The sequence below is a fragment of the Anaerostipes sp. genome (genome assembly GCF_018381315.1).
Taxonomy (GTDB): Bacteria; Bacillota; Clostridia; order Lachnospirales; family Lachnospiraceae; genus Anaerostipes.
In genome coordinates, this window is record NZ_JAGZSD010000006.1 from 66,612 (window position 1) to 88,835 (window position 22,224).

General features: G+C 39.7%; 30 protein-coding genes and 1 pseudogene. 23 read left to right on the top strand and 8 right to left on the bottom strand.

All coding sequences use genetic code 11. From position 1 onward, the window contains the following. Position 1 precedes the first annotated feature (1 nt). The 15 genes and pseudogenes from rsxE to KH180_RS16840 form a co-directional block, all read left to right on the top strand. Positions 2-703, top strand: coding sequence for an electron transport complex subunit RsxE (gene rsxE / locus KH180_RS06620; RefSeq protein WP_290758144.1), 702 nt, complete (start codon positions 2-4; stop codon positions 701-703). A 12-nt stretch (positions 704-715) separates the two neighbouring features. Continuing rightward, on the top strand, positions 716-1,291 hold the full coding sequence (gene rsxA, locus KH180_RS06625) for an electron transport complex subunit RsxA (RefSeq protein WP_290758147.1): 576 nt from the start codon (positions 716-718) through the stop codon (positions 1,289-1,291). A 13-nt stretch (positions 1,292-1,304) separates the two neighbouring features. Then, the gene (locus tag KH180_RS06630) at positions 1,305-2,099 is read left to right on the top strand and encodes an RnfABCDGE type electron transport complex subunit B (RefSeq protein WP_290758150.1); all 795 of its coding nucleotides are present in this window, start codon (positions 1,305-1,307) and stop codon (positions 2,097-2,099) included. 105 nt (positions 2,100-2,204) lie between these two features. Then, positions 2,205-2,450 carry a YlmC/YmxH family sporulation protein gene (locus KH180_RS06635; RefSeq protein WP_290758153.1) on the top strand — a complete coding sequence of 82 codons (246 nt, stop codon included), beginning with the start codon at positions 2,205-2,207 and terminating at the stop codon, positions 2,448-2,450. Positions 2,451-2,554: 104 nt separating this feature from the next. Beyond that, positions 2,555-3,004 carry a transcriptional regulator NrdR gene (gene nrdR, locus KH180_RS06640; RefSeq protein ID WP_290758155.1) on the top strand — a complete coding sequence of 150 codons (450 nt, stop codon included), beginning with the start codon at positions 2,555-2,557 and terminating at the stop codon, positions 3,002-3,004. 74 nt (positions 3,005-3,078) lie between these two features. Next, positions 3,079-4,596 (top strand): YifB family Mg chelatase-like AAA ATPase, encoded by a 1,518-nt coding sequence (locus KH180_RS06645; protein ID WP_290758157.1) that lies wholly within the window; start codon positions 3,079-3,081, stop codon positions 4,594-4,596. Continuing rightward, positions 4,589-5,671, top strand: a complete 1,083-nt coding sequence (gene dprA / locus KH180_RS06650) for a DNA-processing protein DprA (RefSeq protein WP_290758159.1) — start codon at positions 4,589-4,591, stop codon at positions 5,669-5,671. The genes KH180_RS06645 and dprA overlap by 8 nt, the downstream gene beginning before the upstream one ends. Positions 5,672-5,682: 11 nt before the next feature. Then, a complete protein-coding gene (topA, locus tag KH180_RS06655) occupies positions 5,683-7,767 on the top strand; it encodes a type I DNA topoisomerase (RefSeq protein WP_290758161.1) in 2,085 nt (694 codons plus the stop codon). Positions 7,768-7,779: 12 nt separating this feature from the next. After that, positions 7,780-8,550, top strand: a complete 771-nt coding sequence (gene codY, locus KH180_RS06660) for a GTP-sensing pleiotropic transcriptional regulator CodY (protein ID WP_290758164.1) — start codon at positions 7,780-7,782, stop codon at positions 8,548-8,550. A gap of 151 nt (positions 8,551-8,701) precedes the next feature. Continuing rightward, on the top strand, positions 8,702-9,424 hold the full coding sequence (rpsB, locus tag KH180_RS06665) for a 30S ribosomal protein S2 (RefSeq protein WP_290758166.1): 723 nt from the start codon (positions 8,702-8,704) through the stop codon (positions 9,422-9,424). 104 nt (positions 9,425-9,528) lie between these two features. Continuing rightward, on the top strand, positions 9,529-10,464 hold the full coding sequence (tsf, locus tag KH180_RS06670) for a translation elongation factor Ts (RefSeq protein ID WP_290758169.1): 936 nt from the start codon (positions 9,529-9,531) through the stop codon (positions 10,462-10,464). Between the two features lie 737 nt (positions 10,465-11,201). Then, positions 11,202-12,143, top strand: coding sequence for a hypothetical protein (locus KH180_RS06675; RefSeq protein WP_290758172.1), 942 nt, complete (start codon positions 11,202-11,204; stop codon positions 12,141-12,143). Between the two features lie 234 nt (positions 12,144-12,377). Beyond that, positions 12,378-12,503: a hypothetical protein gene (locus tag KH180_RS16835; protein WP_290758175.1), complete on the top strand. Its 126-nt coding sequence runs from the start codon at positions 12,378-12,380 to the stop codon at positions 12,501-12,503. 106 nt (positions 12,504-12,609) lie between these two features. Next, positions 12,610-12,822: a hypothetical protein gene (locus KH180_RS06685; RefSeq protein ID WP_290758178.1), complete on the top strand. Its 213-nt coding sequence runs from the start codon at positions 12,610-12,612 to the stop codon at positions 12,820-12,822. Between the two features lie 498 nt (positions 12,823-13,320). After that, positions 13,321-13,446, top strand: a pseudogene (locus KH180_RS16840) (IS256 family transposase); the annotation flags it as partial. 128 nt (positions 13,447-13,574) lie between these two features. On the opposite strand, the gene KH180_RS06695 reads toward KH180_RS16840, so the two are convergent. The 3 genes from KH180_RS06695 to KH180_RS06705 form a co-directional block, all read right to left on the bottom strand. Beyond that, positions 13,575-14,468 (bottom strand): ABC transporter ATP-binding protein, encoded by an 894-nt coding sequence (locus KH180_RS06695; protein WP_330624457.1) that lies wholly within the window; start codon positions 14,466-14,468, stop codon positions 13,575-13,577. Next, entirely contained in the window at positions 14,435-14,764 is a 330-nt protein-coding gene (locus tag KH180_RS06700) for a hypothetical protein (protein ID WP_290758185.1), read from the bottom strand. Before KH180_RS06700 ends, KH180_RS06695 begins: the two co-directional genes overlap by 34 nt. 72 nt (positions 14,765-14,836) lie before the next feature. Beyond that, positions 14,837-15,073 carry a helix-turn-helix domain-containing protein gene (locus KH180_RS06705; protein ID WP_290758187.1) on the bottom strand — a complete coding sequence of 79 codons (237 nt, stop codon included), beginning with the start codon at positions 15,071-15,073 and terminating at the stop codon, positions 14,837-14,839. A 222-nt stretch (positions 15,074-15,295) separates the two neighbouring features. Between KH180_RS06705 and KH180_RS06710 the strand changes: the two genes are divergently transcribed. From KH180_RS06710 to KH180_RS06740, 7 genes are all read left to right on the top strand, one after another. Continuing rightward, positions 15,296-15,493, top strand: a complete 198-nt coding sequence (locus KH180_RS06710) for a VOC family protein (RefSeq protein ID WP_290758189.1) — start codon at positions 15,296-15,298, stop codon at positions 15,491-15,493. 94 nt (positions 15,494-15,587) lie between these two features. Then, positions 15,588-15,932, top strand: a complete 345-nt coding sequence (locus tag KH180_RS06715; RefSeq protein ID WP_290758192.1) for a transporter — start codon at positions 15,588-15,590, stop codon at positions 15,930-15,932. Between the two features lie 46 nt (positions 15,933-15,978). Continuing rightward, positions 15,979-16,341 (top strand): VOC family protein, encoded by a 363-nt coding sequence (locus KH180_RS06720; RefSeq protein ID WP_290758194.1) that lies wholly within the window; start codon positions 15,979-15,981, stop codon positions 16,339-16,341. Positions 16,342-16,407: 66 nt separating this feature from the next. Beyond that, positions 16,408-16,821, top strand: coding sequence for a DUF3788 domain-containing protein (locus tag KH180_RS06725; RefSeq protein WP_290758197.1), 414 nt, complete (start codon positions 16,408-16,410; stop codon positions 16,819-16,821). A 41-nt stretch (positions 16,822-16,862) separates the two neighbouring features. Further along, the gene (locus tag KH180_RS06730) at positions 16,863-17,363 is read left to right on the top strand and encodes a tetratricopeptide repeat protein (RefSeq protein ID WP_290758200.1); all 501 of its coding nucleotides are present in this window, start codon (positions 16,863-16,865) and stop codon (positions 17,361-17,363) included. Positions 17,364-17,467: 104 nt separating this feature from the next. Next, positions 17,468-17,926, top strand: a complete 459-nt coding sequence (locus KH180_RS06735; protein ID WP_290758202.1) for a hypothetical protein — start codon at positions 17,468-17,470, stop codon at positions 17,924-17,926. A 27-nt stretch (positions 17,927-17,953) separates the two neighbouring features. Continuing rightward, positions 17,954-18,418 carry a VOC family protein gene (locus tag KH180_RS06740; RefSeq protein ID WP_290758205.1) on the top strand — a complete coding sequence of 155 codons (465 nt, stop codon included), beginning with the start codon at positions 17,954-17,956 and terminating at the stop codon, positions 18,416-18,418. 24 nt (positions 18,419-18,442) lie between these two features. Here the strand turns inward: KH180_RS06740 and KH180_RS06745 are convergent, their stop codons facing one another. Next, positions 18,443-18,751: a YolD-like family protein gene (locus KH180_RS06745; protein WP_290758206.1), complete on the bottom strand. Its 309-nt coding sequence runs from the start codon at positions 18,749-18,751 to the stop codon at positions 18,443-18,445. Continuing rightward, positions 18,741-19,997 (bottom strand): Y-family DNA polymerase, encoded by a 1,257-nt coding sequence (locus KH180_RS06750; RefSeq protein WP_290758209.1) that lies wholly within the window; start codon positions 19,995-19,997, stop codon positions 18,741-18,743. The genes KH180_RS06745 and KH180_RS06750 overlap by 11 nt, the downstream gene beginning before the upstream one ends. A gap of 170 nt (positions 19,998-20,167) precedes the next feature. Between KH180_RS06750 and KH180_RS06755 the strand changes: the two genes are divergently transcribed. Further along, complete coding sequence (locus tag KH180_RS06755; RefSeq protein WP_290758212.1) at positions 20,168-20,785, top strand: flavodoxin family protein; 618 nt, start codon at positions 20,168-20,170, stop codon at positions 20,783-20,785. A gap of 135 nt (positions 20,786-20,920) precedes the next feature. Here the strand turns inward: KH180_RS06755 and KH180_RS06760 are convergent, their stop codons facing one another. The 3 genes from KH180_RS06760 to KH180_RS06770 are packed head-to-tail and all read right to left on the bottom strand — an operon-like array spanning position 20,921 to position 21,967. Then, positions 20,921-21,184 carry a hypothetical protein gene (locus tag KH180_RS06760; RefSeq protein ID WP_290758215.1) on the bottom strand — a complete coding sequence of 88 codons (264 nt, stop codon included), beginning with the start codon at positions 21,182-21,184 and terminating at the stop codon, positions 20,921-20,923. An 11-nt stretch (positions 21,185-21,195) separates the two neighbouring features. Further along, positions 21,196-21,582 carry an SHOCT-like domain-containing protein gene (locus tag KH180_RS06765; RefSeq protein ID WP_290758217.1) on the bottom strand — a complete coding sequence of 129 codons (387 nt, stop codon included), beginning with the start codon at positions 21,580-21,582 and terminating at the stop codon, positions 21,196-21,198. A gap of 25 nt (positions 21,583-21,607) precedes the next feature. Further along, positions 21,608-21,967 (bottom strand): DUF2089 domain-containing protein, encoded by a 360-nt coding sequence (locus KH180_RS06770; RefSeq protein WP_290758220.1) that lies wholly within the window; start codon positions 21,965-21,967, stop codon positions 21,608-21,610. Positions 21,968-22,224 lie beyond the last annotated feature (257 nt).

Below are 22,224 nucleotides of genomic sequence, written 5' to 3' on the forward strand. Positions count from 1 at the left end.
GATGAAAACAAATCCAGCAGAACGTTTGATCAATGGTATTGTCAAAGAAAATCCTACTTTCGTCTTAATGCTCGGAATGTGTCCTACCCTTGCGGTAACAACATCCGCTATTAACGGGGCAGGCATGGGACTCTCTACTACAGCCGTTTTAATGTTTTCCAACCTGATTATCGGACTGATGAGAAATATTATTCCGGACAGAGTCCGTATCCCCGGATATATTGTTATCATAGCTTCTCTGGTAACGGTAGTGCAGTTCCTTTTACAGGGCTATGTACCGTCACTGAATGCAAGCCTTGGTATATATATTCCCCTGATCGTTGTAAACTGTATCATTCTGGGGCGTGCAGAGTCTTTTGCATCAAAAAACGGAGCAGTGCTTTCATTTTTTGATGGTGTCGGCATGGGCCTTGGATTTACAGTTGCCCTGACAGTGATCGGAGCATTCCGTGAACTGCTCGGAGCAGGTACGATCTTCGGCGCTAAAATTATGCCGAGTGCTTATGAGCCAATTACAATCTTTATTCTGGCTCCTGGTGCCTTCTTTGTCCTGGCCTGCCTTGTGGCAATCCAGAATAAAGCAAGAAGCAAGAAACCGAAAAAAGCAGGAGAGCCTCAGGCTTCCGGATGCGGCGACTGTTCAAGCTGCGGAAACGGTGCCTGCGGAAGCCGGTTTTTTGATAACAGCGTAGACGATAAATAGGGAGGATGAACAATGTCAAATTTATTATTAGTTGCAATCGGTGCAGCGTTAGTTAATAATGTAGTACTGAGCCAGTTCTTAGGCCTTTGTCCTTTCCTTGGTGTATCTAAGAAGGTTGAGACTGCCGGCGGAATGGGTGCTGCGGTTATATTCGTTATCACCATTGCCTCAGCAGTTACATATTTTGTATATGCAGGAATCCTTGTGCCGCTTCATTTAGAATATCTGCAGACCATCGCATTTATCCTTGTCATTGCGGCTTTGGTACAGTTTGTTGAAATGTTCTTAAAGAAGTCTATGCCTGCTCTGTATGAGTCACTGGGTGTATATCTTCCGTTGATCACAACCAACTGTGCAGTGCTTGGTGTTGCATTAAACAACGTTCAGTATGATTATAATTTTGTTACCAGCGTTGTCAACGGATTTGGAGTGGCTGTCGGATTTACTATTGCCATTGTAATCCTGGCTGGTATCCGTGAGAAATTAGAATATAACAACATCCCGGAATCTTTCAAAGGAATGCCGATCACTCTTGTTACGGCAGGTTTGATGGCGATCGCTTTCTTTGGATTCTCAGGAATCATATAGGGAGGTAGCAAAAATGGATATTACAGCAATTATCCTTGCGGCTGTTGTAGTCGGAGGAATTGGTTTGGTCATTGCTATTCTTTTGGGAATCGCTTCTGAGAAGTTCAAGGTTCCGGTAAATGAAAAAGAAGTAGCAGTCCGCGCAGAGCTTCCTGGAAATAACTGCGGAGGATGCGGATATGCCGGATGTGACGGACTTGCAAAAGCCATTGCAAACGGAGAAGCTGCGGTCAATGCCTGTCCGGTGGGAGGGGCCCCGGCAGCAGAAAAAATCGGTGCCATCATGGGTGTGGAAGCCGGTGACTTTGTAAAACAGGTAGCATTTGTAAAATGTGCTGGAACCTGTGAGAAAGCATCAAATAAATATGAATATACAGGCCAGATGAGCTGTGTAGAAGCTATGAACGTACCCGGAGAAGGGCCAAAGGCATGCTCTTTTGGATGTATGGGGTTTGGAAGCTGTGCGCAGGTCTGCCCTGAGAATGCTATTTCCATTGTCAATGGCATTGCATATGTTGACAAGGAAGCATGTATCGGCTGCGGAAAATGTACAGATATTTGTCCGAAGGGCCTGATTGAGCTGGTTCCTTATGACAAAAAGCATCTAGTACAGTGTAATTCCAAAGACAAAGGAAAAGATGTCATGTCCGTATGTAAAGCCGGATGTATCGGCTGCGGTCTTTGTGCAAAGGAATGCAAGCTGGGAGCTATTACAGTAGAAAATAACATTGCCCATATAGATTATGAGAAATGTGTCAACTGCGGCCTCTGTGCAAAGAAGTGTCCGAAGAAGATTATCACTGCTTAGAAATAAAAAGGCTGTATCTGAGATTAAATCAGGTACAGTCTTTTTTTGCACATTTTTCTCCGCCCGGCATACACTATTATAACTATTTTTCTGGGGTGGCTTATCATGAAATTTTTAGAATTGAGGGAGAAAGACGTTATTAACTGCCGGACCGGAGATAAGCTGGGATGTGTGCTGGATCTGGAGTTCGATCCCGGATCAGGGCAGATCTTATGTCTGATCGTTCCGAAAGCTACAAAGGTGCTTTGCTTTGCAAAAGGGGAATTCTATTATATTCCGTATAAAAGAATCGTGAAAATAGGCTGTGACACTGTGCTGGTGGATATAATTGAAAAAGAATGTTTGAAGTGATTTAGAAAAAATGATATACTTCCCTTAATGAATGGAAAATTTTGAGGCAGACATGTTCTGCCTCTCACAAAAGAACGAAATGAACAGTCCGGGAGGTAGAAAAGATGAGATGCCCTTATTGTGGAAGTGAGAATTCCAGAGTTATTGATTCCAGACATTCGGAAGACAATAATTCCATACGCAGAAGAAGGCAGTGCGATGACTGCAGCAAGCGTTTTACGACCTATGAAAAGATCGAGACGGAACCGCTGTCAGTCATCAAAAAAGATAAAACAAGGCAGATGTATGACCGCTCCAAGATAAAGGCCGGGATTGTGCAGTCCTGTCATAAACTGCCCATCTCTATGGGGCAGATTGATCAGCTGGTAGATGAGATTGAGAACAAGATCTACAATCTCGGACAGAGAGAAGTGGAAAGCTCTGTCATCGGCGGAATTGTCATGGACAAGCTGAAGGAGCTCAACGAAGTAGCATATGTCCGTTTTGCGGCTATTTACAGAGAGTTCAAGGATGTGAATACCTTTATGAGCGAACTTAAAAAATTGCTGAAATAATTGTAAATATATAGAATATATGATAATATAGAACATGTTGTAGGCTGTAAGGCTTCCGGAGAGAAGGAGGCTTTATGTTTTGTTCAATGCTCAGCGGCATTGTCTCAGGTGCCGCAGGCTGTATTATACAGGTTGAAGTGGAACTTCGGAGCGGCCTTCCATATTTTACTATGGTGGGCCGCCTTTCTAATGAGGCAAAAGAGTCCAGACACCGGGTAGAGTCTGCTCTGCGCGCCCTTGGATGTCCGCTTCCGCCTATGAAAGTGACGGTAAACCTATCTCCTGCTGACATCAGAAAGACAGGAACTGCATTTGATCTGCCCATCGCAGCGGCCGTTATGGCCGGTCTTAATTATATCCCCATTCAAGAAGAAATGAATATCTGCATCTTAGGAGAGCTGGGCCTTGACGGCAGCATCCGCGGCATCCGGCAGTGTCTTCCAATCATTCTGGAGGGAAAACGCCGGGGAATCCATAAGTTCATGGTGCCCTATGATGATATGGAAACGCTTGGACATGTTAAAGATGTGGAACTGGTCCCGGTAAAACATTTATCCGATGCGGCAGCTTTTTTTCGCAAGGGGAAAATTCTTACTTATAAAATTCCCAAAAAGGATAAAATCCTTGAGAAAAAATCTTTTGATTTTTCAGAAATAAAAGGCCAGGTCTTCTTAAAGAGAGCTTTGGAGATAGCTGTTACCGGAAGGCATAACATTCTTCTGATCGGTCCTCCCGGATGCGGCAAAACCATGGCTGTTCAATGTGTTTCTTCTATTATTAATAGATTGACGGAGGAAGAATATCTGGAGGTACAGTCGCTGTACCAGGCAGCGGGTATTTACAGAGACGCAGAGGATTTCTGTCCGCCTTTTAGGATGCCGCATTCCTCTGTCTCAAAAGGTGCGCTGATCGGAGGGGGAGCGGTTCCAAAAATCGGTGAGATTACCCTTGCTCATAAAGGAACTCTTGTATTAGACGAACTCTCCCAGTTCGATGCTAAGTGTCTGGAGGCCTTAAGGCAGCCGTTGGAAGACCGGCGGATTATTTTGAACAGGCTTGGGAGAGACTACACCATGCCGGCGGACTTTCTTTTAGCTGCAACTATAAATCCCTGTCCCTGCGGCAACAGCTTTACTCCGGAGGCATGCCGCTGCAGCATGAGCGAAAAACGCTCTTATTACCATAAACTTTCGGGGCCGATTCTGGACCGCTTTGATTTGGTCATCACTGTAAGGCAGGAAGCCAGAGAGTTGGATTCAGTCTCGGAAAGTTCAAAAGATATCAGAGCCAGGGTTTTAGGGTCTGTGGCAGAGGAACAGCAGGAACTTTTAAATACCCCTTACTCATATTATGGGCAGGTGAGAGCAGAAGATTTGGAGAAAATCTGTCCTCTGGACTCAAAATGCAGACAGATTTTAAAAGAAGAACGGATCAGACATCATATTTCTATGCGCGGTATTCATAAGATGATGAGAATAGCAAAAACAGTGGCCAGGATGGAGCACAAAAACAAAATTGAGGAAAGGCACATCATAGAAGCACTGTCTCTGAGAAATATGGATTTTTTATCGGAGGTTTCCGGATATGAATGAGAAGATGTTCTGGTTTTGGTTTACATCCCTTCTAGAAATAAACAGAAAGACACAGGGAGAACTGCTCTCCGTGATTATCCATCCGGAAGAGCTTCGGAAACTCAGTGCGGATACAGCAAAGACGATTCTTTCCAAGAGACAGTACCGGCTGTTTTTGGAGACCAGAGAGGACTCTTTTATCTGTAAAAAGTATGAAGCCTTAAAAGAGCAGAACGCAGACTATATCATATGGAAAGAATCCGATTATCCGGAGAGGCTCAGGCAGATTTATGATTATCCCTTCGGCATTTTCAGAAAAGGCAGGCCAGCTGATTCCAGGCTTGCTATCGCGATGGTCGGAGCCAGGTCCTGTACTCTGTATGGAAGAGAGATGGCTGAATATATGGCGCGGGAGCTGGCCAAAAGAGGTGTTCTTATCGTCAGTGGTATGGCCAGAGGCATTGACGGTGCATCCCACAGGGGAGCATTAAGCGCGGACGGATTAACAGCGGGGGTTTTGGGCTGCGGTATTGATCAGATATATCCCAAAGAACACAGAAAATTGTACAGCCAGGTAGAGGAGCAGGGTGTGATCTATTCTGAGTATGGACTGGGTGTGGAGCCGTTTTCTTTTCTTTTTCCTCAGAGGAACAGAATTATCAGCGGACTGGCTGACGGCATTTTTGTAGTGGAAGCCAGGGAGAGAAGCGGATCTCTTATCACAGCAGACTGCGGACTGGATCAGAACAAAGAAATTTTTGCTCTTCCCGGCAATGTGACAAGTTCTGCGTCCGGGGGCTGTCACCGCCTGATTCAGCAAGGCGCCAAGCTGGTTTCTTCTCCGGAGGATATTCTTAATGAATTTCCAAAATTCAGAGATATTTCACATAATGTCTGTCAATTTGATAAAAATTCACTTGCTAGAGGTGAAAAAATGGTGTATGATGTTTTGAGTTTGGAACCCAAATGTCTGGAACAGATAGCCAAGGAGTCAAACTTGCCCGTTTCGGAGGCAGTGACATCTTTGTTCTATTTAGAACGGCAGGGGTTGGCAGAAGAAATACTGAAAAATTATTACATAATAAAATATAATTAAGAGGTGCAAAAATGCCAAAATACTTAGTAATTGTAGAGTCACCAGCGAAAGCAAAGACGATCAATAAATTTTTAGGGAAAAATTATACAGTCATTGCATCCAACGGTCATGTGAGAGATCTCCCTAAAAGTACCATGGGAATTGATTTGGAACATAATTTTGAACCAAAATATATTACGATCCGCGGTAAGGGAGAAGTTTTGGCGTCATTGCGGAAAGAAGTGAAAAAGGCAGATAAAGTTTATCTTGCAACTGACCCCGACCGGGAAGGAGAAGCGATCTCCTGGCATTTATACTATGCTTTGAAGCTGGAAAATAAAAAATGCAGCCGGATTACATTCAATGAGATTACAAAGAATGCAGTCAAGGAATCATTAAAGCATGCCAGGGAGATTGATATGGACCTGGTTGACGCCCAGCAGGCGAGACGTGTTTTAGACCGGATTGTAGGATATAAAATCAGTCCTCTGCTGTGGGCAAAGATCAAGAGAGGATTAAGCGCAGGACGGGTACAGTCTGTTGCGCTGCGGCTGATCTGTGACAGAGAAGAAGAGATCAATGCTTTTATACCGGAAGAATACTGGTCCCTGGATGCCTTCCTGAATGTCAAGGGAAGCAAAAAGCCTCTGGAAGCTAAGTTTGCAGGGAATAAAGACGGAAAGATTGAGATCAAAAATGAAGAGCAGCTGAAAACGATTCTTGATGAGCTTGAGGGGGCAAAGTTCCAGGTTGACAGCGTAAAAGTAGGGGAGCGTGTTAAGAAAGCACCCCTGCCATTTACAACCAGTACCATGCAGCAGGATGCATCCAGCAAACTGAATTTTCCGACAGCAAAGACTATGAGAATTGCCCAGCAGCTGTATGAAGGTGTGGACATCAAAGGGAAAGGCACAGTCGGACTGATTACCTACCTGCGTACAGACTCCACCAGGATTTCAGAAGAGGCGGACAAAAATGCCAGAGAATTCATTTCCGAGACTTATGGAAGTGATTTTGTGGGAAACGGACAAGTTGGAAAAAAGGACAACAAGAACGTACAGGACGCCCATGAAGCCATTCGTCCTACTTACATTGAAAACACCCCGGCAAGCATAAAAGAACAGCTTTCCAGAGACCAGTACCGGCTGTACCAGCTGATCTGGAACCGGTTCATGGCCAGCCGTATGAGTTCAGCCAAATATGAAACCACATCTGTAAAGATTGATGCCAATGGATACCGGTTTAACGCTTCAGCATCTAAGATCGTTTTTGACGGATTTTTGACTGTATATAATATTGACAATGAAAAATCAAAGGGAAATGTCATGCTGAAAAGCATTGATGCTTCCACAGAGCTGAAATTGAAAGAGTTTGATCACAAACAGCATTTCACTCAGCCGCCGGCACACTACACAGAAGCCACTTTGGTGCGTACCTTGGAGGAGCAGGGAATCGGACGGCCGAGTACCTATGCACCTACCATTTCTACGATCATTGCCAGGAGGTATGTAGTAAAAGAGAAAAAGAATCTGTATGTGACGGAACTGGGAGAAGCAGTGAATACCATGATGAAAAAGGCTTTCCCGTCTATTGTGGATGTGCATTTTACAGCAACAATGGAAGCTCTTTTAGATATGGTGGAGGAAGGGAAAGTTCACTGGAAATCAGTGGTGGAGAACTTCTACCCGGATCTTAAGGAAGCCGTTGAGGCTGCTGAAAAGGAACTTGAGCAGGTGACGATTGAGGATGAAGTGACAGATGTGCCCTGTGACCAGTGCGGAAGAAACATGGTTGTCAAATACGGGCCGTATGGGAAGTTTCTTGCCTGTCCCGGATTCCCGGACTGCAGAAATACAAAGCCTCACTTTGAGAAGATTGGGGTTCCTTGTCCGCTGTGCGGAAAAGAAGTCGTCTTAAAGAAAACAAAGAAAGGCCGGAAGTATTATGGCTGTGAAGACAATCCAGAGTGCGAATTCATGTCATGGCAGAAACCTTCTACTGTCAAGTGTGAACGCTGCGGGAAGTACATGGTAGAGAAAGGTAAAAAACTGGTTTGTTCAGACGAACATTGTGGATATGTCTGTGATCTGCCGAAGGAGGAAGAAGTTACAGAATAATAAGGAGTAGCTATGAGTGTACAATTATTAGATAAAACCAGGAAGATTAATAAATTACTGCATAACAACAATTCACAGAAAGTTGTATTTAACGACATCTGCCAGGTGCTGATGGAAGTTATGGACTCCAATGTCATCGTGATCAGCAAAAAAGGAAAGATCCTCGGCATTTGGAATTCAGAAGAGATAGAATCCATCCAGGAGATGATCGGCGGCAAGATCGGAGATTATATTGACACCAATTTGAATGAGAGGCTTTTGACCATCTTATCAACCAAAGAAAATGTGAATCTCCAAACCCTTGGCTTTGAAAGTGACATTCATCATTACTGCGGGATTATTTCCCCAATAGACATTGCAGGAGAGCGGTTCGGCACTCTGTTTATGTACCGGGTAGAGGATGACTATACAATCGATGACATTATCCTTGCAGAATACGGAACGACAGTCGTGGGGCTGGAAATGATGCGTTCTGTCAGTGAAGAAATGGAAAGTGAACGCAGAAAACGGAGCATCATTGAGTCTGCATTCCGAACTCTTTCCTTCACCGAATTAGAAGCGGTTCATCATATTTTTGATGAATTGAGCGGCAGCGAAGGAATTCTTGTAGCCAGCAAGATTGCAGACAGGTTCGGAATTACACGGTCTGTCATTGTCAATGCGCTGCGGAAGCTGGAGAGCGCAGGGGTTATCGAATCCCGTTCTTCCGGAATGAAAGGTACTTATATTAAAGTAGTAAATGATCTGATTTTTGATGAATTAAACAGATCCGGGCGTATCTAGGCCCAAATTGCGAAATTTTTCTTGCATTCACCAAAACAGATGTGCTATACTGTCAAAGGTAAAAATAAACACGCCGTTGGAATTCCGGTAGGTGCCGAAAGGTTTGCCGGGATAGTGACAATGGTGGAAGCATAACCAAAGGAGATTTTTTATGAGCGTTATTTCAATGAAACAGTTATTAGAAGCAGGTGTTCATTTCGGACATCAGACCAGAAGATGGAATCCTAAAATGGCTCCGTATATTTACACAGAGCGTAACGGAATCCACATCATCGACCTTCAGAAATCTGTAGGAATGGTTGATGACGCATACAATGCAGTAAAAGACTGTGTTGCAGAAGGCGGAAAGATTTTATTCGTAGGAACAAAGAAACAGGCTCAGGATTCTATTCAGACTGAAGCAGAGCGCTGCGGAATGTTCTATGTAAACCAGAGATGGTTAGGCGGAATGCTTACAAACTTCAAAACAATCAGAAGCCGTATCGACCGTTTAAAGAAGATCAAAAAGATGGAAGAAGACGGAACATTTGAAGTTCTTCCAAAGAAAGAAGTATTAGAATTAAGAAAAGAAATGGATAAATTACAGAAGAACCTGGGCGGAATCGAAGAAATGAACGAAATTCCGGATATGATCTTCATCGTTGATCCTAAAAAAGAAAATATCTGTGTTCAGGAAGCACATACATTGGGAATTCCGCTTGTAGGTATCGCAGATACAAACAGTGATCCGGAAGATTTAGAATATATCATCCCAGGTAACGATGATGCTATTCGTGCAGTAAAATTAATCACATCCGCAATGGCTGACGCTGTTATTGAAGCAAACCAGGGAATGGATGCTGCTGATGCGGAAGAAGAAGCTGCAGAAGAATAAGATTTAAATCTCAGGTATAACCAAAAGGGCACACCGTATTTCATACCCTTTGGGTGGACGCGCTATGCGCGGTAAGGTATACACTTTTATTTGGAGGAGAAATCATGGCTATTACAGCAGGAATGGTAAAAGAATTAAGAGAAATGACCGGTGCGGGAATGATGGACTGTAAAAAGGCATTAAACGCTACCGATGGAAATATGGAAGCAGCTGTTGAGCATTTAAGAGAGCAGGGACTTGCAAAGGCTGAAAAGAAAGCAGGACGTGTTGCAGCTGAAGGACTGGTTGCTACAAAGCTTTCTGATGACGGAAAGAAAGCTGCTATCGTGGAAGTAAACTCTGAGACAGACTTCGTGGCTAAAAACGAACAGTTCCAGACTTATGTTGCAGAAGTGGCAGATCAGGCACTTACAACAGGCGCAACAGACATTGAAGCTTTTCTTGCAGAAGAATCTAAGGCAGAAGCCGGAAAAACTGTAAAAGAAGTATTAGACGGAAAAATCGCCATCATTGGTGAGAACTTAAACATCCGCAGATTTGCACAGATGGACGCAGCAGAAGGATTTGTTGCTTCTTACATCCATGCAGGCGGAAAGATCGGTGTATTGGTAGAAGTTGAGACAGATGTTGTCAATGACGCCATCAAAGAAATGGGTAAAAATGTAGCTATGCAGGTAGCTGCTATTGTTCCTAAATATACAAGCAGAGATGAAGTTTCTAAGGATTACATTGATCATGAAACTGAAATCTTAAAAGCTCAGGCGAAGAATGAAAATCCGGACAAACCGGATAATATCATCGAAAAGATGATCATCGGACGTCTGAACAAAGAGTTAAAAGAAGTTTGTCTGTTAGATCAGGTTTATGTAAAAGCTGAAGACGGAAAACAGTCTGTAGGAAAATATGTAGAAGAAGTAGCAAAAGCTAATTCTGCAAAGATTGCAGTCAAAGGATTCATCCGTTTTGAGACAGGCGAAGGAATCGAAAAGAAAGAAGAAAACTTTGCTGAGGAAGTAGCAAAACAGATGGGCGGCAACTAGGAAGAAAAGTTTGCAATTAAAACCCTGTAACTATAGGAAAAATAAAGATATTATACCCCTTGAAAACGTTGGATTTACAGCGTTTTCAAGGGGTTTTTTGTGTCAGAAATGTAATTATAGTGTTTTTGGGATGGATTTTGGAAGAAGGTTCTTCCAAAATGGCAATTCCTTGTTTCCTCATTCGTGACGGCATTGCGCATCTCAAACAAGCAGGAATATTATACCAATGAAAGATGGCATTGGCATAAAGATGAATCTGTTTTTATATAGTGGAGTGGATACAATATTATCATTTTATCAATATCCAAACAAAAAAGAGAACTTATACAAAGCTCTCTTAACATTTGGTAGTCTAGGGTAGTGCTTATCAACTACATGCTACCATTACACCATATCGCCGCAAACCCCTAGACCTAGAAATAAGATTTTTTCCTTCATAGAAACTGTTCCTTTCTTCAATACAAATTTAACGGTATTGTAGATAAGACCTGAAACTATTGAATTAAATAGCAATCCTATTATGGTGGCGATACTTGGAATTGAACCAAGTCCGGTTGCTAACTATATTAATGTTTTTATTTTACAAAAAAGCGCAAATATAGTCAAGTAGTAAGAAATGATTTTATACAATCAGCAGTGAATTGGATTTTATAATGTAGTATAGATGGAACTAGCTAAGAAATTGTGATAAAATACCTAATAAATCAAACAATTACTATTGTAGATAGGAGTGACTTATGGCAAAAAAAACTATAGGTGACTGTGCATTGTGTAGAAAGAAAAATGTTGAGTTAATGCAAAGTCACATTATTCCGAAGGCGATATATAAGCGAACAAAAACTTATGAGAATTCTCGTTTTCGAGATTTCTATGAACCGCAAAAAATCTATCAAGATGGCGAAAAAAAGCCAATGCTTTGTCACGAATGCGAGGAATTTTTTAGCTGGTATGAAACAAAGTTTTCAAATCTGTTTTTAGATAAATATTTAGCTGAACCAAATGATATGTTACCAAATGTTACAGCAGAAATAAATTTTTATATTCTTACAGTGGCGTGGAGAATATTGTATGATGATTTATATGTATACAACTCTTTTTCTAATGATATTGAGAGAGATTGTTTAGAAGAATATGAAAGCAAACTTGGAAAATCCATTTATGAGAAATATATTGAAGAAAATCCAACGGAGGTAAATACAAGGACTGTAATAGAGGAACCAAATCTGTGTGGTAAATGTTTTGGAGAAATTATAGCTGAAATTGAGAAATGGAAGAAAAGTAATTCTCCAGAGGATATGTCTGAGATAAAGAATTATATATACAGGTTGAGCGATTTAGGATTTACTGATGCAGTAACTCAGCTTTTTGACTCGATGATTTTTGGATATTCATTCTATGATGCCACACGAACAAAATACTATATTATTTCCGGATATAAGGGGCTGATTATTACAACAGTCTTTCTAAGAAAAAGAAGTATTCTGATTACTGATGATAAGAAATTGTTGAGAAAAACTTGTAAATCAGAAAAGATAATCAAGGAAGACATAGCTAAGGAAATTACTTATTTGCTTTTAGAGATGGGTAGTAAGTATCCTGAAGTTCAAGAAAAATTAGATAAAAATAGTCTGAGAGAAAAAATTGAAAAGCGATATGAAGGTAAACAAAAATTAAAATAAAATATAAGTACATAGCCAAGAGATTGCCTTTTAATCGTAAATCCTTCGACTTATTTTATTTTTGAAGCTGATTTGATTGAATGAGAACATATTAAAAGCAGAATCAGAAAGAGTCAGACAAAGGCTTCTGTTAGGGTAAATTACGAAATTCTTGATTTATATTGGAATCTGGGCAAAGATATATAGTTAGCAAATAAAAAGACCGCTAAGTGGGGCGATGGTTTTCTTGCCACTATGAGTAAAGACTTACGGAAGATCTTTCCCAATATATCAGGTTTTTCAGTCCAAAACTTGAAAAGTATACGCTATTGGTACAAGTTTTATAACATTGATGAAAATGGCTTACAAGCTGTAAGCTAAATAGAGTTGATTGAAAAAATAGAAAAAATATTCCATGGGACACAACTAGCGGATTGTTTATAAGTGCCATAGCATAGAGGAAGCCTTGTTTTATCTGCAAAAGACAATGGATAATGGATGGAGCAGAAGTGTTTTAGAACATCAGATTGATGGCGGTTTATATGAAAGACAAGGTAAGGCGATTAACAATTTTCAATTAAAGCTGCCAGAGCAACAATCTGATTTGGCAGAGCAGACATTGAAAATTGCTTGGATTCTAAATAAAATATATGATATAGTTTGCTTTATTTCTCCTAGTGAAATTAAGGAACAAGGCTAAGCCGATATAACTTAGGGCAGTTCTTGACGGAATGAACGCTGTTAATAGTATCATGATATGAATGAGGACTTGAGAGGTTATAATCTTTCAGGTCCTCTTGTTAATTACTGGACATTATGTTTGAGGTAGAAACTTCCTTTTTCTAATTTTTCACAAAAGCTGTAACAGGAAACAGCGGTTAGCGTGGTACATGATGTGGGTGAAAAGGAAATTAAGAAAGTAGTTAAAGAGAACCAATGGGAATTTAAAGACCTTTATCCTAGTGCAATTCGGCATACGTTTTGTATCAGGTATTATTTGAAGATGAGATTGCAAAGTTTGGTAACATGAGTGAGGAAAGTAAGGTACAGAAAAACGAAAAATCTGCCTAATGTGCATAAAGAAGTACCCAATATAGATGAAATAGAGAAGTATTTGCTTATTCTTTAAAATAGAAAGGGAATGCCGTGAATGTTAAGGGTATATTGCTAAAATTATATACCCTTAATTTTAGGGAAATTCCCATCGGATGACAGTCTGTTAAAAATGCTGTATCTGACCACAGCGGACATTACCAAAAAGTGGACAGCCCGCCGTCAAGACTGTGGTCAGATCCATTCCCAGTTGGAGATATATTTTGAAAAAGACTGGAAAATCGAAGCATATAAAAGACATCTGATTTCAGTTTTTTCTGTTTACACAAAACTTGAAACACTCTCCGACCATATATTAAACCAGGGATTGAAAATATCATAGAAGATCAGTATTTTATTTCAATTTTCCGTAATACATATCGCTTTTATCAGCGATGATTTTCCACAGCCGCTCGGACCGGCAATCCCCAAAAATGAACCTTTTTCAATTGACAAGTCTATATTTTTTAATATGTTTTTCTCATGATTGTAAGAAAAATTTAGATTATGAAGGTGAACGATATACGGACAGTCAACTTGATTTTGCGTATTGCTTAAAATACCGGAATAAGAAAAATCGCAAGGGATATCTGTCATTTTGAAAAAATCTCCTGCTAAAATCAAACTCTCTGAAAGTTCATCTAATATTCTATGTAGTTCCTGTAATGGTTTGATAAGCTGTGAAAAACAAAGATACGATGTCAATACAGCCCCAACACTAATCTTACCTTGTGTTGCTAAATATGCTGAAGTACCAATCATCAGAACAGTAAAAAAGATTTCGTTCATGAATTTTAAAGTATCATATTTCGCCATTTGCAAATGGTGTTTCATTTCTTTCCGTCTCAGATATTCTGATTTAGTGTTAAATCTTTTTTCCTCTAACGTATTGCTGTCTGTCATTCGGATAACTTCTATTCCGTTAAGCAGTTCAACAATTGCCCCGTCCATATTTGATTTTGTTTCCAATAATTCTATCCGAATTCCTTTTTGTGTACTAATTTGTCTAAAAACAATTACGATTCCGATAGGAACAACCAGAAGCATTAGCATTGCTAAACTTGCCGGCAATGTAGTGAAAATGACAACAATTGCTGCGGCACTATTGAAGACAGCCGGGGCTAAATCCATAAAAATAAGTTTTTCAAGTTTCACGGTGCCCTCTAAACACCGATTTAATTTGCCATGAATATTTCCTGTCATGTGTTCCCTGAAATAGGTCAGAGGTGCTTTGAGCAATGAGGCGATAACCATTCCTCTTGCTTTTTTTCAGTTTTCGTTGCTATATCTTCAACGAGGATTCTCCACAATATTTTTATAAGTTCATTTATAATGTTGACAATCATAATGATAAGCAGGATTGGAATGATTTTATAAAAATAAAGTTCGGTCTGAGAAAGTATGTCATCTGTTAACCAGCCGATTGCTTTGGGAGTGATTTGAGTTAATATCGAGGATATAATCATAATAAACACTATGATTATAAAAGTTATTGTTTGTTTCCAATCCAGTAAACTATATACTTTTTTTAATATTTGTTGTGTTTTCACTCTTGTCACCTCCGTTATCATGAATTAAACAAGGTATCTGTAATAAGATTTCCCTATCTTCCTTTCATCATATCAGTAAAGTCCCAAAAAAAATTCATCTAGATCAGCATCAAAAATGGTTTTCAATGCAATTAATTCACTGACTTTAATATTCATTCTATTTGTCTCGATTTTTGCATAGGTGCTCTTGGAAATTTCAATCCCAATAAGCTGTAATTGTGCGACTGTTTGTTCTTGTGTTAAACCTGCATTATTTCTTAAGCGTTGAATATTCTCACCAATATCCATATCTGGTCTGATTTTTTGCATGTGTAGTCCTCCCAATAATTCGTAATAAAGAAACTTAATATTGATTTTAATTAGTATTTTGATTATAATGTTTCGTTATTAAGAAGGAAAGACAGAACACAAACTTTCTGAGAGTGCTTGTAGTGGGCAAGGAGGAAATATAGCATAAGTGATGTAATGTGATAAAATGTGTGTTAAGATTAGTGAAAGAGGAACAGGAAATCAGACTCCACAGGAAAGGAAATGGAGGATTTCCACAGAACCCTGAATAAATGCGGCATAGCACATCCTGCATTTGAAGTAGAGGATGTTGAAGTGGCATTACAGCTTTTGCTTGAAAAAGGCGGTAAACAAATTGGAGAAGTGGTAAAGACAGCGGTCTTTGTATATGCAGCAGACTGTGAAGGAAATATTATTGAGATGCAAAGCTGGTCAAAATAGGTCTTATGAACAGTTAACGGTATGTGGCTGACCGAGGACAAGCCGGGGGTATTCACAAATCGAAAAAACTTGGTTTTTGAGAAAGAGGGATAGGATGGGCAGCTTACGTAATATTTTTATTGCTATATCAATGGGAATAGCAGTTGGTGTCGTAATTGGCGGTTTGAAATCTATATTTCGCAAGAAAACACCTTCACAAGAACAAATAGAATTTATGCGAAGATTAATAAATAGATTTGCAATTATATTAAAATACAGTACGATTAGTCTGCTTGTGATCGGATTACTTTGGTGTATTTACTTTCTCCTTTTAGGAATTACTGTTCCGGCACAAGCAGAATATGCAGATAATATGGCAGAATTAATAGTTTCCGTTTTAACCGTAATATCCATTATATTCGCCTTTGTTGAGTTTATAAGACCAAAAGATAAAAAGTAAACATCAGCCGAGAAGACTAGTTATATAAGAGAGGATGTGTGATTCGATGATAACAGGATACTATTGCACGAATATTTTTACTAAGCAGGCAAAAGAACTTATTGAGTTTTATAGAGAAATATTAGAAATACCCTTTATTAAGACTGATGTGGACGAATCAAATGGGGTTTATCTTGGCTTTTTAGAAAATGCACCCACTCTTTGTATATGGGATTGTAAAGTATTCGATGCACAGCCAACGGGACATCAATCATTTGTTTTTCAAACAGACAATCTGGACTTAACTATGGAATGTCTGAAGAAAAAAGGGGCTGCCCTGTCTGAAGCCATTCGATATGATTGGGGAACTTATGAAGTACGATTAAATGATATTGATGGCAACGAAATAGTAATAACTGAGTTTATATAATTTACAAAAGCCAGTTTATATTGATGCAGAGAGTAATAAAAATTAGAATTTATGAAGGAGGCTGTCATGCTTGATATAATACCTGATGCAGAACAAATGACAACTTTAGTTGGAAAATCTTTGTATGAAATATGGAATAAATTGTGTGCTCTAATTGACGGAAAATATGACATGGATCGTTTGTGGAATAAAGGCGGTAAAGCATGGACATATGAATATAAATACCGTCGTGGAGGAAAAACTCTATGTGCATTATATGCAAGAGAGAACTGTATAGGATTTATGATCATTTTAGGAAAAGATGAACGCTTAAAATTTGAAAAAGATAGAGAAAATTACTCAAAGGAAGTTCAAAGAATTTATGATGAAACTCAAACTTATCATGATGGGAAATGGATGATGTTTGAGCCGACAGACACTTCTTTGTTTGATGATTTTATCAGGCTGTTGAGAATTAAAAGAAAACCAAACAAAAAATAGAAATAAATGGGTAAATTAGAATTTGAAAAAGGAGGGTTTTAATGCAAAATATTTTTAAAATTGATGGTGAAGAACAATTTCTTAAAGGGTTAGAGTTATTAACTCTCAATGAACAATGGAATCTTAGGAAAGCATTAAGTTACTTTTGCATAGCAGCCGAGAAAGGGCATAATGAAGCAATCTTCCAAGTTGGTTATTTATCTTTGTTTGGCATGCCCCAAATTGCACAAAATGTTTCAAAGGCAGTTGAATGTTTCAAAATATCAGCAGAGTCAGGATTAGTTATTGCCAAATACTATTTGGCTGAATGTTATCTTTCGGGAATGGGAATAGAAAAGAACGAAAAATTAGCCATTGAATTATTTCAAGAGACTTTAAAATTAGGTTATGTTTGGTCGGCTGATAGGTTAAGTGACATTTATAAATATGGAATTGGCATTCAAAACAATAAAGATAAAGCATTAGAGTATAATAATTATGCAAGACAAGCAAAGCTACCATATGCGGAGATTAAGTATTTAGGTTTAATCACAGGTCGGTGATACTTTTTAGTTATGCAATAAACTACAAATCCCAGTTTTATGATGAGATCTATGGGCAGCTGACAGTATAAGGCTAGCCAAAGATTAATAGGAGGAATTAATATATGCAAGACTTTTTTGAAGCTCTGTCCAGCGAAAGAAGAAATACAGCACTGCCTGAAGAGTTTGATTATTTTGGAAAACTTATCGGGAGTTGGAAAATCAACTATACTGAGAGTAACAACTCCCGCGAAATCAAAGGCGAATGGCATTTTTCATGGGTTCTTGAAGGAATGGCAATACAGGATGTCATCATCCTGCCTGATTATGAATACGGAACATCACTTCGCATCTATAATCCTGATACACATGCATGGGATGTAGCATATGGCTACACAGGAAAAATAATACGGCTTGAGGCAAGAAAACAAGACGGAATGATAGTTCTTACATATATTGATGATGAAAGAAGAAAGTGGGTTTTCGTCAAGATTGATGATAACAAATTTCATTGGCAGAATGTTACTGTCAAAGATGATGGAGAATGGCATATAAATGCGGAAATCTATGCTGAACGCATCTGATAAGCATGATTTGAAAGGAGCAATAGGTTGAAATACACTTGTACGGTTATAGCAGTAGCAGACATCAATGCCGCAAGAAATTTTTATGAAGATTTGTTCGGACTAAAAATTTATCAGGATTACGGAATAAATATATCCTTTACCTGTGGCTTGTCTTTGCAGCAGGAGTTTCATTGGCTTGTTGGTTTGCCCAAAGAAAACATATTGAAAAAATCCAATAATATAGAAATATGCTTTGAGGAAGAAGATTTTGACGGCTTTTTAAATAAGCTGAAAAAGTATCCTGACATTGAGTATTTAGGAGAAGTCTTTGAGCATAACTGGGGACAGCGTGTTGTTAGATTTTATGATTTGGACGGGCATATCATAGAGGTTGGAGAAGATATGAAAATGGTAATAAACCGCTTTCTTGCCTCTGGTATGACTATGGAAGAAGTATCGGTAAAAATGGATGCGTCTGCTGAGGATTTAACAAAACTGCTGAACAGCTAGATTCCGGTGTGTCCATGAAGTATTTCATTGACACCCGGATATATGCCAGATGTCGTCAAAAGAAATTTCTTCTTTTCCCACAAAGATTTTACGAAACACCGTATCAATAAAGGACACCGTTCCCTCTGTTTCTGCATATACGTCTTTTTTGTAGTAAATAATATGCACCCGCATCCCCTTGCAGATGGTCTTTATTTCTTCATTCAGACGCCGGGCATCTTCTTCTGTCAATTCTCTTTTTGGCTCTGTTTCGCGTTCGATTTCCCGGAGCATTTCATCATACCCCTTTAAAGCTGCGAACGGAAGAAACTGTCTTGCACGGTCAGCTTTCATTATGGCCTCCAATCAATATATTGCGTTTCCTGCCGGTTGCTTTATCCTGTAAACTCATTCCGCGGACAACGGCATTCTTTCCAAAGCGCTCTTTTACGGACAGGACGGCGTCCTGCAGGCGGTTTTCCTTTTCTTTTGCTTCCGGATCGCAAAACAGGTGAAGCTGCCGGCAGGAATTTTCCTGCACATGATTTGCGCCTACAGCAATCCTGCGTATAGGAACACCTCTCCGGACAGTCTGATGAAAGAACTTTTGAAATTCACGGGAGAGCTCCTGGTACGAGTCTGTCCGTTCTGAAAGCTTTCTGGTGCCTCCGGATGGGGAACCTTCTCCTTTGGAATATCCGATGGTCATAGAAATGGAATTGGTTGTCAGCTTTCGGCTTCTGAGTTCCAAGGTCAGTGTATCGACCATTTCTTTGAGCACCAGGAGGGCATCATCATAGGAATAGTTTTCAAAAAGAATCTGGCTTTGGGTGACAGAACGGTCTTTTGCCTCATATGCATGAATATCTTTTATGGTACACGGTTCCCTTCCGTGTGCATGGTCGATCAGGAATTCTGCATTGACACCGAATTCTTTATAAAGGATCTTTTCTTCCATATGTGCGGCTCCATAGAGATCGCGGACTCCGTAACGCTCCAGACGTTTAGCGATACCTTTTCCGATGTTCCATATATCTGTGATCGGACGGTGGTGCCAGATTGTCCTCTTAAATTCTGCTTCGTCAAGATAACCGATATGATCGGGTGTATGCTTTGCCGTGATGTCCAAAGCTATTTTTGCAAGGAACAGGTTTGTACCGATACCGGCTGCTGCACAAATACCTGTTTCTTCATAAACGGCGTTAATCAGCATGACAGCCATTTCTTTTGGAGTTTTTTGATACGTATTCAGATAAGGGGTAAAATCTAAAAAACATTCATCAATGGAATAGACATGGATATCTTCTTTACTCACATATTTCAGATAAATCGAATAGATATGAGCAGAGTATTGCATATAGCGCTTCATTCTCGGTTTTGCGGTAATGTATGTTATGGTTTCCGGAATTTCAAAAAGACGGCAGCGGTTTTTGATTCCAAGAGCTTTCATTGCAGGCGTAACAGCAAGACAGATAGCACCCTGGCCTCTTGATGGATCGGCTACAGCGAGATTCGCTTTAAATGGATCGAGGCCGCGCTCGACAGCTTCCACAGAAGCATAAAAGCTTTTTAAATCAATACAGGCATAAATCCTTTCCATAAGTGAATTACTCCTTTCGGCCTTAAGTATAACATAGATGATATTAAAAAAGAAACATATGTTCGATATGTTTTGGAGGTAATTTATGGGAAAAATTACGGCACATGCAAAATTACTTGACATTGAGTTAACTCCAAGTAGTATCCTGAAATAAAAAGGAGGTTTTAAGTATGAAAGTGTTAATGATAAACGGGAGTCCCCGTCCGAAGGGAAATACCTGCGTGGCACTGCATGAGATGGAAAAAGTCTTTTTGGCAGAGAATATTGAAACAGAAATAGTCCAAGTTGGAAACAAAGATATCAGGGGCTGTGTGGCGTGTAACTCCTGTGCAGAAAAAGGGAAGTGTGTGTTTGATGATATCGTCAATGAGACAGCGCTGAAATTTGAGAAATGCGATGGCCTGGTGGTTGCCAGTCCGGTCTATTATGCTTCTGCAAATGCCACATTGGCCGCTTTTCTGGACCGGCTGTTCTACAGCACACATTTTGATAAAACGATGAAAGCAGGAGCGGCTGTTGTAGCTGCAAGACGCGGCGGCTTATCTGCCACCTTTGACCAGCTGAATAAATACTTTACGATCACAGGCATGCCGGTTGTATCCAGCCAATATTGGAACAGCATACACGGCAGAGAGCCCGGTCAGGCCAAACAGGATGAGGAAGGCCTTCAAACCATGAGAACCTTAGCGAGAAACATGATTTTTCTTATGAAAAGTATTGCCCTTGGAAAGAATGCATATGGGCTGCCTGAAAAAGAAGAATTTTGTCCTACCAACTTTATCAGATAGTTATAAACGAAATAAAAAAGGAACGCCCCTTAGACAGAAGATATATCTGCCTAAAGGGCGTTTTTTTTATTGCCTTTGGCAAATTACATTTGGCGCGCAAAGTGGACGGGACACTTTATTCTTTAAATTCTGGACTTATAGTTTCACAGATACGAATGTGCCGTCCGATGCTTCCACGTGAATAATTTCCAGGCCTTTGTTTTCTTTTAACATATCCAGACATTCCCTTAATATCATAGAGCATGTCTCTTTTGTTATGAAATCACAGTAAGGTTTCGGTGTATTTAACCTTAATCTTTCAAACACACTTTCAGGAATAAATCTTACAGCAAAGCCAATCATGGCAGATGGGAGCGGGATAAACATATGAAGTCCTTTTGTCCGGATTTTTACTTTCATATTTGCATCCTCTATTTGTCAACGAAAACTCTTACAGTTGTTCCGTCGGCCGCTGCCACATTGACAAAATCACCTTCAATCTCATCATCCAGACATTCGGAGACAGCTTCCATCATGCTGGAAAGATCTACGCCTTCCAGGTCTTTTTCCGGAATGGGAAGCTTCCCGGTTACTTTTAAGATCTTTTTGATGGCTCCCACTGGAAACTGTACGTTTACTTTGTCTCCGGAAATACTGTCTACAATGACACGAAACATTTTTTTGTCGTAGCTGCCGCTTTTTATGACGGTCTGCCGGGACGGCATATCTGCATTCATAGCAGACATCAGTTCTGCACCTTGTTCTGCTGTTATTGTCCCGTCTTCTACCATTTTTAAAATCCTTAATTTTTCATCCATAATACAAACTCCTTCTTGTTTTGTGCTATTTTAACTTTGCAATTGCCTGTTCTGCTGTTATTTCTCCATTTTCCAATGCTTTTAAGATTTCTTCTCTTTGAATGGACGGTTCCTCAGGGACAGATTCATAACCAAGCTGCTTTATGACAGCGTCCAGTTTAGAACGGACCGTAGGGTAGGATATTCCAAGTGCTTTCTCGACCTCTTTAATATTTCCGCGGCACCGGATAAAGGTTTCTGTAAAATATAGTTCCTCATCTGAAAGATAGTCAAATTTGCTGAGCCGAAAATTGTTTTCAATAACGGTACTGCAGGAGCCGCATTTTAGTCTTGTGACGGTTAAGTCATGATTACATACCGGACACCGGCTGATAACTTTTTTCATATTATCATTTCCTTTCTGCTTTCTTATAATATAATATCAAAACTTAAAAATGTCAAATATAAAATTAATAAAATTAATAATTAAATTAATATTATTAATGTAAAGGCAATTATTATAGAATGATAAAAAGGCAGATGTTTTTTGAGACACATATTTATAATGACCGCTATACCGCAAAAAAGCATAGCGGTTTACTGTACATTTTCGGTATTATTTGATATTGTTAAGCAAAGGAAAATAAGCAGATAAAACAGGGA